The following is a 13,740-nucleotide window of genomic DNA, read 5'->3' as shown; positions in this document are numbered from 1 at the left end:
CTGCTTAAACACGCTTACGAAAACACTCAATGAGTTTGGAGACGTGCCGTATATTATATGCCTACCCCTTTTCAATTATGCCGAATGAATTCACCCGGCACGCTTACTCGACTTCCACAAAGATCCCTTCGCCCGAGGCCAGCGTAAAATGATAGAAGCCGTCGGCGTCGGGAAGTTGTACTTCACGCTGGCCACGGGCCCAAGCGATGACCTTCTCGCCTTGGAGTTGGATCTTGACTTGGGTCGTTTTCACCGCTTCCAGTTCGCTCATGTTGACAATCGTCAGCGCCGTTGCGGGGCCAGTTTTCTCTTCAAAACAACCGACCAGCAGCGGATCGACGCATTCAATTCGCTCGACCGTCGGAAAGCTTTCCAGTGCGTTGCTGAACTTCAAATAGGGAGTCTCGTCGGTGCATGCGTGAGTCATCGCCCCAACATTTTCATACTGAACGAAGGCATCGGAAATGTTGCGAATTTCCTTCATGACGGTTGCGGCGTCATACCAGGCATTGGTTCGCTTCCCGTCGATCGTGACCAGCGATGGAGCCTCAGGGGTGTACCCGGCATAGGTCCAGCACAGCAGTCCCTTGCAGCCAAAGGACAGCATGCAGTACGACTGCCACCGAAACTCAGATTCCGTCGGAGTTCGTTTGCTGGGAACCCAGGCAAACGTTTGGATGCAGCACCAAAAATCCTTGCCATGCTCCCGCGCCGACGTCGCGATGACATTGATTGATTCGCAATAGTCTTTGTAAGTCGTACGCCGACCGCTGGTCCAGTTCAGCGGGTAGATGTCGGTGCAGATATACGGTGCGGTGAACTTCTCGCAGAACGAATCGCAGTATTTCCTGAACAGGCTGGGATCGGAATCGTAGTACTCGATCGCGTCGGCAGACGCCCCGTACTTCAGCTGCGCCGCGTTGGCGTACATGGGGAGCAGGTTGATGTAGGGAATCTTTCCGTCGGTTGCCTGATAGTAGGTATTGCAGATCTCCGCGAGGCTGTCGTACTGATCCGTGCCTGGCTCGTCCGTCACATAGGTTCCCGCGAAACACGGATGGTCGAAGTACTCGGCGGTCGCCAGTGCGGGGTTCGTGTAGGCACCATCGCCGAGAATGAGTTCGACGCCGTGTTTGTCACATTCTCGCAGCAGCATTCCCCGGTGTTCAGGACCGGCCAATGCACCGTGAGCAATGATCCAGTCGAACCCGCCCGATCGGTATGTCTCGATGAAATCCGCTCCGATGGCTCGCGTCTGGGGGCTGACCCAGGCTCCGGTTCGAATCCGGTCGCGGGTCAGATACTCGTTCGTATAGGGCGATTCAATGGTCGTTCCCAACGCATCTTGAATGGCTGCCTTGAGTACAAACGCGCCCTCGACGCGGGTGGCTGGTTTGGTCTCGGCCTTCAAGACGATGTCGTATTCGTTTAACACTCCCGCGGCGCGGTTCCAGTCAGCGGCGGTCAGGGGATCGTGGGGCCGAAAAGATTGACCGTCCACTACGTCGAGCAATCCTCGCGCGACAACAAATCGAATCGCGTTCTGGGCCGTCCCCGGTAGACTGGAAATGTCTTCCATCGGGACGTCAATATCCACCAGGCGATAGTCTCCCGGTTGCCTCGCGACGAAGTGGGTGTATCCAAGTCCGTTTGTCTGGCAGATCGGGATCACCGAGCCATCGCCCGGGGCGCGCTTCGGCGTAAAGCGGACCACGGTCGTTTCCGATGGATGTTCGACCCTCGTCGACCCCAGCATGAAATCAGCTCGCTCGAACCCGTCAAATAGACTGCCGCCGGGAACCAACACCCGCGTCATGGGCGTGAGGAAATACGTCGGCTCGGCATAGTCCGGAGCATCCACGGCTGCGTCAAGGAAGTGTTCGGCCTGCTCCTTCGACGGGAAGAAGCCGAGTCGCGACACCTGATAAGTCGATTGAGTATCGCTCGGGTTGGTAGGATCGAACCGGAACGAAGTCACGGTACCCTTCCAATTCTCATGGTTGAGTTGCCGCATGTCGACAATCGCGTTCCGCCACGTTTTGTCCCCGACGACAGGAAATGACGAATAGCTTTTGTCCGAAAGAAGGCCCAACGCATCGGTTGTGAAAAACAGTCCGGCTTGCGTGATGGTTGTGTCGTACTTGTACCGAACTGCGAAGAACGGGCGTTCGTCGGCGGCAAACGCGTCCTCCGCGTCCATCGGGACGGTCAGGGTAAGATCGCTTCCCGTCGGAATGAACTTCGTCAGTCCGACTTCGTGGTAGAGCTGCCCTTGCCCAAGTGAAATCAAGCTGGTGTCGGGCCCATTATTGAAAACCCAGGCCGGCTCGCGTGCTGTTAGACAGTTCGCAGACACGGACCCGACAGACAGAACGATGAACAGATAACCGAGCAACGGTTTCATAGGGCACCAAGGCGGCGGGAGAGGGGGGATTTTGAGGTGGGGGGGCCGCTGGCAGGATTGTTCCATGGGCAGGAATGTTCCATGGGCAGGATTGTTCCATTGGGCAGGTCGGCGAGCCCAGTATAGCCTCGCACAATCTCAAAAGCATCGTCGTTAGGAACGCGGGATCAATAACTGGCGTAGTGGATCTTGTTAAGACGCGCCCGACAAAAGTCTCATGCTACCGGCTTCTTTCGTGGGCGAGATGCGTTACCTTTTGCTGTATGGATTTAGCTTTTTTCTTCGAGTGGTCGGTTAGTCAGTGAAAACCATCGAACTACCTACGCAGCAAAGACTTTTCGACCCGTTCGAGGGCGTCATCGGCCCCATGGGGCGAAAGATGATTGACAACGGATGGCAGGGCCTCCTTCGCGACGTGCTCTTGGAGCAGATGCCCATCGGCCTCGTCGGTGAGCATCTCAGTGACGATCAAGGACGACCAACCTTTGAGTTGCACGCGATCATCGCGCTCCTTTGGATCCGTGACTTTCAAGGTTGGACTGTCCCCCAGGCCCACGAAGCACTGCTGTTCCGAACCGACATCCAGTACGCACTGAACTTGGAGCCAAGCACCGAAGTCACTCAGCGAACCATTGAACGCTACATCGCTCGAATGCAAAGCAACGAGAAGATCAGTGAGGAGATCTTCGCAGGCGTTACCGACACCCTGCTGCAAAGCATGGAAGTCAAAGTCAAAAAGCAGCGTCTCGATTCCACCCATGTGCTCAGCGACATGGCTACCCTGGGACGCGCCCAAATGATCGGCGTGGCCCTGCGGCGGTTCTTCAAGAAAGTCGAAAAGCACGACGCTCAGTCTGGTTCGGCTAGGCTGATCGACCGATTTGACGACGAGCTTTTGGCCCGCTACCGCAAGCAATCCGACAGCCGAATCTTTGGCGACGCACGCACTACCGAACAGCGGAAAATTGCGTTGCAGCAAGCCGCCGAAGACCTCTGCTTAATCCTCAATGAATTAACCGAAACCAAGCCGATCTGCGACTGGGACTCCTTCAAACAACTGCAAACGATCTTTAACCAGCAGTGCGAACTTCGGGAAGAATTCGTCGAAGTTCGCAAGAAAACCGGCGGCCATGTGATCGTCAATCCGTCGGATCCCGACGCGACCTACAGCGGTCACAAAGGAGCCGGATACCAGGTTCAAATCGCCGAGACGTTCAACGAAGACGGCGAGCCGAACTTGATTACTTCGGCCAAAGTCGAAACCGCTGCGGACAACGACGCCGATGCGGTCTCGCCGGTGTTGGAGGACTTGAAAAAGCGGGATGTCATGCCAGACGAACTGCTGGCTGATACCGCTTACGGTGGCGACGCCAACGTCGAGTCGGCTAAGCAAGAAGGCGTCGAATTGGTCGCTCCGGTGCCAGGCTCGAAGAAGTACGATGCTGATGAAATCGGCTACGACCAATTCAAGCTCAACTGCGCCGGTGAACTGGAGTCTTGCCCGGCTGGTCACGCTCCCGAGTCGACCAACTACAACGCCAAAGGCGACTACACTTTCGCACAGATGGATCCCGAGAAGTGCCAGCACTGTCCGCTGCTTGCACACTGCCGCGTTCAACGCAATCGGGACACCGCGCAGCCGACCGGCCGCATTCAATTTACCGGCAGTGCGGTTCGAGCCGACGCGCGTCGTCGCCACGAGCAGAGCGACGAGTTCCGCGATCGCTACCGTTGGCGGTCGGGTATCGAAGGGACCAACGGTTGCCTCAAGCGAATGATGGGCTTGGGTCGGCTCCGCGTTCGCGGCCACAATGCGGTGAAGCTTTCGATCCTACTGAAGCTGGCCGGTTGGAATCTGCTTCGAGCGGTGGCAATGCGCCGCCAGCGAAAGAATTCGCTCCAATTGGCCATTAACTAGGAAAAACAGGGGCAATAGGCGACTAGGACGACGGTTCATGTAGAGCCTGCGACTCCTCGACAGTCAAACCAGGGCCTCCAGAGACCCCCGGCTAAAAACTTTTGCACCACCAAAAAAAGTCGCCCGCAGCAAAGCTACCTAATGTCGGTTGCGTCTGTTAAAGATCCATCCAGAACAGGATCTTTAACAAGATCCACTACGGTAAACCCGTCACTTATTGTTCCTGGTATCCTAACTGCGTTCTACTTCTGGTTCAGCGGCAGAACTTTGACGTTTTTGTACCAGACCGGATGCCCGTGGTCTTGGAATCCGAGATATCCGACTCGTGAAAAATCCTTGATGGCACGACTCTTCCCGTTCAGTTTGAATTTGTGATCGCCATCAATCGCACGTTCGCCTGGCTGATCAAACTCGTCGGCATTCATCTGGCAGACCAGCTCACCGTTCACCTTGACGGAGAACTCCGCGCCCTCGCATCGAATCTCCACGTTGTCCCATTGGCCTGGCCCCTTGGAAGCGTTTTGGGTGGTCGGCACCAGATCGTAGATGGCGCCGAAGTCGTGGCAGCCTGTGCCGTTGCCGGTCGCGATTTGAGCCTCAAAGCCCGTGTTCACGGGATCGGCTGGGTTCTCGACCCGAAAGAAGATTCCAGAGTTACACGACTCAGGCATCTTGACGTCGCATTTGAAAACAAAGTCGCCGAATTGCTTGTCATAGATGATGATATACCCGCCCGACTTGTACGGCTGCATCGCATGATCGACAACGTCTGACGCGATTTCCTTTCCGTTATTGCACTTCCAGCCCGTGTAGTCGGTGCCATTAAAAAGCAGCTGCCAGCCAGCGTCTTGCTCTTGCTTGGTGAGTTCATTGTCCGCAGCGATCGATACGCTGCAGCAGGCCAGTGTACAAATCGCCCCAGCAAATAGTGAAACAATGGTCTTCATGGATAGGCTCTCTCGAGATAGAAAGTAGGAAGTGAATTTTGATGGATTGTCACAGGCGTCGCGAACGCGAGCGAATAACTCGAGTCACTACGTTCGCCAGAACGTGGACTCCACCGTCTGGCGACGGTAGCTACTTTGGCGGTCGCGTGTTGGATGGCCTCGTCCCGGTGTCGCTGCGAGCTCACGGCAAGTCAACTGTTTCGGGCACGTCGTCCATTGGCCAGTATTGGTGTTGGATCTTCGTTTCATCAACGATCACGATCCGAAAACCGGAAGGATCGTTGCCCAGTGGGCGGCCAACGGGGCCGGTCGTGATCATTTCCATTTCGCCGGCGCGGCCATACGCATTTCGATGGTAGTGGCCTGCGAGGACGGCTCGGACATCGGCCTGCTTCAGTTGCTCCAACAGCGGCGTGCGACGCTCGAGCGGAATATTGAAGTACTGATCCGGCTCATCTTCTTGCTCAAGAAACAGCGGGTGATGTTGGAACACAAAAATGTGCTGTGCTTTGGCGGCGACGGCATTTCGCAGTTGCTGGTCGAGCCATTCTTGCTGGTCGGCGAGCACTTCGGGGGCAGCACTCGGATCCTTCAGGACGCTGGAATTCAGGACGATGTTGAAGGTTCCGCCGACCCAAAACGAAAAATAGTCATCGCCAAAGTTCTCGCGGTAGCTCGCGATCGAGCCACTGTTCGGCCGGTTGCCAACGTCGTGGTTACCACACACGCAGACAAGCGGAATTTCGGGATCTACGTTCGAGAAGTCACCGTGGAACTGGTTGACCTGACTTTGATAGCGAGGGTGGTTCGGAGTCGCATTCGTGAGATCGCCACAGACGATCACGAAGCGAGGGCGAAGCCGGTTGATGTGCTCGACGGTCCGCTGAGCCAAAGCGGCTTCCTGTTCGAACCCTTCGTTTCCCGTGAACATGCCGTACTGCGTATCGGCGAGTTGCATAAAGAAGAACGGGCCTTGCCATGCCTGTTCCCGCTCCGGAGCAAACGGTTTGAAGGTTCGATTGGCCGCCTGCTGGAAACGTGCTTTCGCCTCACCGGTGAGTTCGTCTGCAGCGTTTGTGTTTGCCGCTGGGACCATCAGGGCAACAGAAAGTAGGGTCCATGTGAGATAGATTGGCAGTCGCATTGTTTCGTTGATCCCACCAAACTGGTGGCTGGAGTTGGAGGTTTGGTTGTGATTCAGGTCAGAGATGAGTTGAATGATTGTGGGGCACTGCGTCTTCTCAGCGACCACGAGACGTTGATACGCGTCGAATCAAAGGTCGCTGCCGTCGCCAGACGGTGGAGTCGACTTTCAAGCGAACGTGGAACTCCGCTCACGTCTTGGGCTCCCACATCGAAGTCGATGTCCGCTAATCATTGACGGTTTTTGACTCCTTTTTAGGGATCGCGTTGAGCGTGTAGAACGCGTTGGAATGCAAGAGTGGTTGGCCGTCTGTGTCGCGGACACCGCGGGCGTCGAGTTCGTGCACGAAGTGGGGGCGCAGGCCGCTCGTATAGAGCCGAACGCTCAGTCCGTCTGACGCAACGGTCGCTCGATCGATCGCCAGGGTCTTTTTTTGAATCTCATCGCTACCGTAGTTTTTGTGATAGAGATAGGTGTAACTGTTCATCGCGTACGAGTTAGGGTCGCTGGCGGTACTCGGATCGACGGGGCGGGTGAACTGCAGCTCAAAACCGTCCGGTTTGGCTCGCATCTCGAGAATTTCAAAAGGTGTTACTCCGGTCCAAACCAATCGCTGCAGTCCGTACGAAGCCGTGCCCAAACTGCTCCATCCCCGGTTGGTCAATCCGACAAAGAGACTTCCGTCGACCCCTTGTTCCATCCTCAAGACCGCGGAGGCGAAGCCACGACGGAATGGGAAGCACGCGCCTTGGTATTCCCCCTCGACCTTCTCCAGGAAGACGCGATTCATTGCTGCTTGAGTGAACTCGCCCACGAAAAGTTGGTTTTCGAATGGACCAAACTTGCCGCCGCTCTCGTCGAGCACGATGTCGGTGGTCGATTGGCCTGCCTTTTTGTAGGGAAACCAAACCGCTGGCGGACGCATTGCGGGGAACTGCTTCAAGGCCTCCGGGTAGGGCAGCCCGTCGGGTATGTTCGTCACACCCTGGATCGTCGAACCGGGCTGGGTCATCGACGCCAGCGACTCGGGGTGATGGAAGAACACGCCCTCGCGAAGATGATGCAGGGAGTTCGTCGCGACCCAGTTTCCTTGCTGGTCGGTGTAGAACAGATCTCCCTCTGCGTTGGCACCGATCCCCGATGGTGAACGCATCCCCGCACAAACGGGACGCAGATTCCCGTCGGGCTCTCGCTTCATGGCCCAGCCTCGCCATAGAGATTGCGACACATTCAAGACAGGGTCGGTAACACGCCGGCTCCGCTCGTCGCCTTTAAATCCCATGCCGATATTCAGCGTCAGCCACAAATTGCCATCACGGTCGGCCTGTGGTCCGTAGGCGTACTCGTGGTAGTTCCCGCTCACGCCCCAACCGGTCGCGAGTGTCTCGTAAAGGTCAGCGACTTCGTCACCATCGAGATCGACCATCCGTGTCATCTCAGTTCGCTGCACCGTGACCAACGAATCTTTCCACTTCAAGAGACCGAGTGGTTCATGAAGCGCCGAAGCGAATCGATGAAACGTGACCTTGTCTGGAGATTCATCGTAGACGTGGTCGAGGATCCAGACTTCACCCTTGCGAATCGAGACCGCCACGCGATGATCGTCCAGGATCGCGATGCCGCTGACCTCTAACGCGATACCATCTTCAGCCGGTTTCCAATTCGGGTCACGCGAATCCGTCGCGGTTTGGGGCGTGGCGATGGAAACAATTCGATAATAGTCCGCTTCGCTACCAGCATTGTCAGTCGCACTGACAGCGGGTGCCTCCGCGGCCGCAAAATTGAACATCAGATAAAACGCGATGATCGCAATCAACAACCCAAATCGGATCGCCGCGTATCGGCCGATCGATTCAACGAGCGAGTCGACGCACGCCCCGGCTCTCGATTGGTCAACCTTGAGTTTGGTCGAGTGGCAAGGAGGTTTGAGTTGATAGGGCATTTTGATATTGAACGTTGATGGTTGATACATTCCGAGTTGCATGGTCGTTTGTCCCGAGAGCTTGTCGAAATGTGCATGCCGATCCGGACGATGGTTCACTACCATTGGTAGATGAGCTCCAAATCTTCAGAGGCACCCAGCGGGACCATCCAGTCCGTTTTCTGCACAGGCGTTTGATTTGGGCTGAGCACTTCCACGGAGAGCCCCGACTCATTGCGAAACTGATACGTGGCTTCTGGGGTCACTTGGTCCCCCTGAATGATACGGAACAGGAGTTTCTCGGTAGCACCATCTTGATCGGGGCGAAGATGAATCCGGCGTCGTAGACCACCGCTAATCGCGGGCACGATGCGGTCCTCGATCCGATAGCCCCCACATCGATATCGGAATGTGGGAACACGATCGCTGTCGAGCTGATAGCCAAGAAATTCGGTGGGAACAGCGACCGGCGTGCCGCGGGTCGGATCAATTTTGAAAAAGTTGGGGCCTGCGTCAATGGGCTGCGACTCGGCGCCAAGCGGATCAATAGGCGGCGAAAACCGTTCAAACCAAGTACTTCTCGCATCCAGAAATTTCGCCCGCCAACCGATCGCCAGACGCGCCTCTCGAGCGTCTATTGCAAAGTGTATGCCCGAGGGGAACCCGACCGCGATTGCGTGCATCCCGACACCATTCATGAACGTCCGCAGCATGAGCGGGTGATCTGTCGGTGTCAGTTGATAGTTCTTGGCGCGTTCGGCCTCGATTTTTGGCGGAATGCCGAGACGGTCGGAGTGCTCGAGATAGTCCCACATCGCTGCGATCTGATTCGACGCGTTGCCCCCGAGCACGTGGGGAACTTGGCTTTTGCCCTCTGGGAAAAAAGTCGGCATGCGGGTTCGGTTCTTGATCTGTCCCGGGTTCATGACAAAGTCGTGGAACCACGTTGGGAAGACGCGATCGGGCACGCCAGTCAAGTCAACGCCGACCACTCCCGGCATCGCTTGGCTGTCGAACGAGTGGCACTCAATGCAGCCGATGCCCATCAGGTCACGCCCAATCTCGCCGCTTGGCTTCGCTTCCGCTCCCGTCGTCGCAGTGGAAAACACTTCGCTAGCCGGTGCGGAGTTCGCTCCATCGACGCCACCCAATTGATCAGCGAGAGCCGCGACATCACCATGTGCAAATGTCGGCATTCGTATCGTCATGTGCGGACGTAGCGTCGTTTTGGGATCCCCGCGAAACACCCGCTTGAGCCAATCCGGCTTGAGCTTGCGACCGACTCCAGACAGTGGTGGCGGCAAGCGACCTTCATCCCCCAAATCAATCCCCCCGACGGTTTCAAAGTAGCCTTTGCGGTATCGGCCAACACCTCCCAGACCGTCACGCGTGTGACAGCCATAGCAGTTCATCTGCAGCAGCGTCCGGTTGACTTGATCAGCCTGGTCCGGTTGATCGTCTTTAAACTGTCTGCGCGATTTCAAATCGACGATCGCTGCTTGGATGGCCGAGATCTGTGCCGAATCGAGAGGGTACCTTGCGTACTGCCGCCGGGCGGCGTCGCCGGCCGACAATGCCTCTGATTTCGGGGCCGGCTCGACGCCATGGGGCCCGCTACCGGTTCCCTCAGCGAGACAGGATGCTGATGTCTTCGCCCAATCCAGATCTGCCAGCGGTATGTATTCTTGACGGTCTGTGTTCCCCGCGTGATGGCAATTTGCACATCCCAATGAGGAGAAGAGCTTGCGACCGGTCTCGACCAGCGCCGTGTTGGTCGATGGCGCGATCACATCGTGGTCATTGATATCGTCGATCGACGCCGGGTCATCGGGGTCATCATCCGGTGACGAATTTCCTCGTTGAAGTAGATATGCGGCGATATCAGCCGCCTCATGCGGTGCCAGTTTCAGGTTGGGCATCCGCCCGGATGGACGGAAATGTTCGGGTTGAAACAAAAAATGCGTCAGGGATCGTCGCGAATACTTCCGACGCAAATCCCCATGCGGCACCGATTGGACTCTTCGAGCGGTGCTGGCCAGCCCCATATCGGCGAGCTCCTCGGGATCCAAGTCGTCGAGCAGTTGGTCGATCGGAGAAGCCTGGATTTCGGCGACCTCGTAACTCGCGTCGGACGCATGGCAGGCAACGCAGCCGACCTGATGGTAGAGCTGCGCGCCATGGTCGGAGTCTCCCTTCTTCCAAAACTCGAATTCAACCGGATTGGCGCCACCGGCTTTGGCCGTTGGGTAGTCGGCTTGCAACGTCGAAAGAAATGCGACGAGGGCCTCGATGGCTTCGTCCTTGGACGGCTGCGTCAACCCTGACAACATATCGGGCATGGTGGTGCCCGGGTGAACGGTTGTCGGCGAGGCCAAGTAATCGCCTAGCCATTTTTCACTGACGCGCCGCGCAATGCTGTTGAGTTGAGGGCCGCCCTTGGGAGAGATCCGCTCGCTCGCATGACACGCCGTGCAGCTCAGTTCGCTCAGTAGGACCTCGCCAGCAAGCGAGTCGTTCACCTCATCGTGACGACCGAACCTTTCGAAACCTGAAACGAACGGCACCTCGTTCTCGGCGGCAGCGGCCACCGTGCTCATAACCGCCAACAGGCCTGCCCAGCAAGTAATCGACTTGAATAGTTTCGTCATCAGTTCCATACCACGGAGTCAAAGTTGCCTACACCGAGTTCGCCGAGTTCGCCGAGTTCGCCGAGTTCGCCGACAAATCGTGACAGGATGCCTGTGTTGTTGGGTCCGCGAAGGGATACCCAAGCAATCGACAGTCGCGTCCAAGGCCGAAGTATCACGGCCGATTTCGTCGCGGATCGCCGACGAGTTCTTTCAGTAGTCAAGAGGATGCACCTAGACGGAAAGCGTTCATGATGTGGTCGGTATTGTACACGATGCGGGAGGCCGGGGCATTTGCGTCGCTCGGATTTGATTTCGGCTCTGACTGCGAAGCTGACGAAGCGTTCTGCGAACGCTGACGAAGCGTTGACCACCCCGAGTTCGGGGGCCAAGCACCTCTGCCCTCGGCGCCGGAGGCGTTTCAAAAATGTGCGTCCTGGTTTACAGTTGCCATCGTTGAAAGATTCATGGGGTGGCTATGACAATTCTATTTCGAGGGAAACTTGATCATGCGTTTCAAACTGACGATGCTGTTGTTCTGTTTGCTGTTCGTTTGTGTTTCACCAACCCAAGCTGAGGACTCTTTCGTGTCGTTGTTCGATGGCAAATCGCTCGACGGCTGGACAGCGATACCGGGTGGCACTTGGCAGGTGTCCGACGGTGCGATCATCGGCAGTCAGGAAAGTAGCGAACAACGCCACGGCATGTTGCTATCCAATCAACAATATGGCGACTTTGTCGTGCGTCTGAAATTCAAGGCTCTCGCGGGGAACAGTGGTTTCTACTTTCGAGCACAACGGGTGGACCACCCCGTCTCAGTGAAAGGCTTTCAAGCTGAAATCGATGCGAACGGAAACGACATCGGCGGTCTTTACGAGACCCTCGGGCGAGCCTGGGTGGTGCAGCCCAAACCTGAGCAGGTTGAGAAGTATTTCAAGAGCAAAGATTGGAACGAAATGACCATCTCCGCCCTTGGTGGCGATGTTACCGTCACCGTTAACGGCGTGCAGACCGCAGTTCTCAAAGAGGATCCCAGCCCGCGAAAAGGCTATTTTGGCATGCAATTGCACGGCGGCCAAAACATGCGAGTTCTGTTCAAAGACATCGAAGTCAAAGAACTCTGATCCGACCGTTCGCCCCGTCTCGAGACGGCCCATTTCCGCTCGATTCTAGCGTGCCATCAGCGCACCGTAACTAGATCGCGGCGGATTTGACACGAGGATTTCGGCAGCAGAATCCGTAGATCGCTATCAAGAGAAAACAGCCAACGCTCAGATAGAATGAGCCCCGGGTTGCTGTCGTTCCCATGAAGCCCTCCAGGTCGAGAATTCGACCTTGGAACCCCGTCAACCAGACCGCACCGACAATCGCTAGGATTAAGCCAGCGGAACCCAATTTCGCATCCTCGCCGATGCCTTCGAGCGCGATCCCATAGATTGTCGGAAACATCAGCGACATGCATGCCGAGACGAGCATCAAACTGTAAAGTCCATTCATTCCCGTGAGGTGAATCGCGCCCAACGTACACAACACACCGCAAACCGCGAGCGAGGCCAATAGCTTCCCTGGCGAAACGTACTTCAGAAATGCGGTAAAGATGAAACGGAAGATCAAAAAGATCACCAGTGCGGCAATCTGATGGTTGGCGGCCGTCGCGTTGTCCATGCCCAATTCGGCTTCGGCATACTGGATGATGAACGTCCACACCATAATCTGTGCCCCCACGTAAAACATCTGCGCGAGCACGCCGCCTACGTAGCGTGGGTTGCTTAACAATCGCGAAACCGTATCGCGAACATGGAGACTGTGGTCACTCTCTTGCGGCGCTGATGAATCCGGCATCTTCTTGATAATAAAGACAAAGAGCGTTGCGATGACGACGAATCCCAATGTCATGTAGGTCTTCGACACGAGGCTCAGGTCGTGCCTCTGAAGTTCTGGAAACGACATGCCTTGGTAGGAGGCGATCTTCCCTTCGCGGAAATCAACGAGAGCCTTGTCGACCGTCACGCCATCGGCTCCCCCTGCCATCACATAGGCTTTCGCGTTCGCGTCTTCCTTTCGGCTTCGTTCTTTGGCTTTGAGTATCGGCAAGACATTCATTTCCACCTCACGCGATGCCTCCGTAGCGAACGTCTCCTTGAACCCTTTGATGTCCGCTTTGAAGTCCGCCACGTGAACATTGGTGAGTACGAACGAAGCGGCAATGAAAGCCCCTGCGAGTGATCCGATCGGGTTGAAGGCTTGAGCGAGGTTCAGGCGAAGCGTCGAGGTCTCTGCCGGTCCCATGGACAAGATGAATGGATTGGCAGTCGTTTCAAGGAAGGCTAAACCAAACGTCAGAATGTAAATCCCAAAGATGAACAGCCAGAAATTAATGGTGCTCGCGGCCGGGATCGAAATCAGTGCCCCCGTCGCGAACAGGGCCAGGCCGACGAGAATCCCCGACTTATACGAGAACCTGCGAATGAACAGCGCGGCCGGAATCGCCATCGTTGCATAACCGCCATAGAATGCCATTTGAACAATCGACGATTGGGCATTGCTGATCGCGAACACATCTTTGAAAACCTTTACCATCGGGTCGGTAAAGTTGTTGGCGAACCCCCACAACGCAAACAGTGTGGTGACGAGTATAAAGGGAACGAGGTACTGGGCAGGAACAACCGTTTGAGAGGACGCTTCCGCATCAGGGCCGGTAGAAGGCGATCGTTCAGATGATGTGCTCATCGATTCCCTATTGGCTGAATATTGATTGCTTGCACCGTATCGGTTGCGC

9 protein-coding genes are annotated in these 13,740 nt (G+C 56.1%); 2 read left to right on the top strand and 7 right to left on the bottom strand.

All coding sequences use genetic code 11. From position 1 onward, the window contains the following. Positions 1-103: 103 nt before the first annotated feature. A complete protein-coding gene (locus tag SH410x_RS13295; protein WP_473676952.1) occupies positions 104-2,404 on the bottom strand; it encodes a hypothetical protein in 2,301 nt (766 codons plus the stop codon). Between the two features lie 301 nt (positions 2,405-2,705). Between SH410x_RS13295 and SH410x_RS13290 the strand changes: the two genes are divergently transcribed. Continuing rightward, entirely contained in the window at positions 2,706-4,322 is a 1,617-nt protein-coding gene (locus SH410x_RS13290; RefSeq protein WP_473676517.1) for a transposase, read from the top strand. Positions 4,323-4,564: 242 nt separating this feature from the next. On the opposite strand, the gene SH410x_RS13285 is transcribed toward SH410x_RS13290, so the two are convergent. From SH410x_RS13285 to SH410x_RS13265, 5 genes are all read right to left on the bottom strand, one after another. Beyond that, entirely contained in the window at positions 4,565-5,269 is a 705-nt protein-coding gene (locus SH410x_RS13285) for a 3-keto-disaccharide hydrolase (RefSeq protein WP_473676951.1), read from the bottom strand. Positions 5,270-5,450: 181 nt separating this feature from the next. Next, complete coding sequence (locus SH410x_RS13280) at positions 5,451-6,413, bottom strand: serine/threonine-protein phosphatase CPPED1 (RefSeq protein ID WP_473676950.1); 963 nt, start codon at positions 6,411-6,413, stop codon at positions 5,451-5,453. 226 nt (positions 6,414-6,639) lie between these two features. Further along, positions 6,640-8,202 carry a DUF7133 domain-containing protein gene (locus SH410x_RS13275; RefSeq protein WP_473677309.1) on the bottom strand — a complete coding sequence of 521 codons (1,563 nt, stop codon included), beginning with the start codon at positions 8,200-8,202 and terminating at the stop codon, positions 6,640-6,642. 251 nt (positions 8,203-8,453) lie between these two features. After that, the gene (locus SH410x_RS13270; protein WP_473676949.1) at positions 8,454-10,982 is read right to left on the bottom strand and encodes a c-type cytochrome; all 2,529 of its coding nucleotides are present in this window, start codon (positions 10,980-10,982) and stop codon (positions 8,454-8,456) included. Next, on the bottom strand, positions 10,982-11,140 hold the full coding sequence (locus tag SH410x_RS13265) for a hypothetical protein (protein ID WP_473676948.1): 159 nt from the start codon (positions 11,138-11,140) through the stop codon (positions 10,982-10,984). The genes SH410x_RS13270 and SH410x_RS13265 overlap by 1 nt, the downstream gene beginning before the upstream one ends. Positions 11,141-11,470: 330 nt before the next feature. On the opposite strand from SH410x_RS13265, the gene SH410x_RS13260 reads away from it, so the two are divergent. Then, positions 11,471-12,085 (top strand): 3-keto-disaccharide hydrolase, encoded by a 615-nt coding sequence (locus SH410x_RS13260; protein ID WP_473676947.1) that lies wholly within the window; start codon positions 11,471-11,473, stop codon positions 12,083-12,085. A 70-nt stretch (positions 12,086-12,155) separates the two neighbouring features. On the opposite strand, the gene SH410x_RS13255 is transcribed toward SH410x_RS13260, so the two are convergent. Next, positions 12,156-13,691, bottom strand: coding sequence for an MFS transporter (locus SH410x_RS13255; RefSeq protein ID WP_473676946.1), 1,536 nt, complete (start codon positions 13,689-13,691; stop codon positions 12,156-12,158). Positions 13,692-13,740 lie beyond the last annotated feature (49 nt).

Source organism: Rhodopirellula sp. SH410 (assembly GCF_055811895.1).
Note: the sequence above shows the minus strand (reverse complement) of the source record. Positions and strands in the feature narration are given on the sequence as shown.

What these genes read in the sequence shown, in the direction of transcription:
- SH410x_RS13270 (WP_473676949.1), bottom strand. Translation starts at nt 10,982, where the DNA reads ATGACGAAACTATTCAAGTCGATTACTTGCTGGGCAGGCCTGTTGGCG.
- SH410x_RS13280 (WP_473676950.1), bottom strand. Translation starts at nt 6,413, where the DNA reads ATGCGACTGCCAATCTATCTCACATGGACCCTACTTTCTGTTGCCCTG.
- SH410x_RS13285 (WP_473676951.1), bottom strand. Translation starts at nt 5,269, where the DNA reads ATGAAGACCATTGTTTCACTATTTGCTGGGGCGATTTGTACACTGGCC.
- SH410x_RS13255 (WP_473676946.1), bottom strand. Translation starts at nt 13,691, where the DNA reads ATGAGCACATCATCTGAACGATCGCCTTCTACCGGCCCTGATGCGGAA.
- SH410x_RS13260 (WP_473676947.1), top strand. Translation starts at nt 11,471, where the DNA reads ATGCGTTTCAAACTGACGATGCTGTTGTTCTGTTTGCTGTTCGTTTGT.
- SH410x_RS13275 (WP_473677309.1), bottom strand. Translation starts at nt 8,202, where the DNA reads ATGTTCAATTTTGCGGCCGCGGAGGCACCCGCTGTCAGTGCGACTGAC.
- SH410x_RS13295 (WP_473676952.1), bottom strand. Translation starts at nt 2,404, where the DNA reads ATGAAACCGTTGCTCGGTTATCTGTTCATCGTTCTGTCTGTCGGGTCC.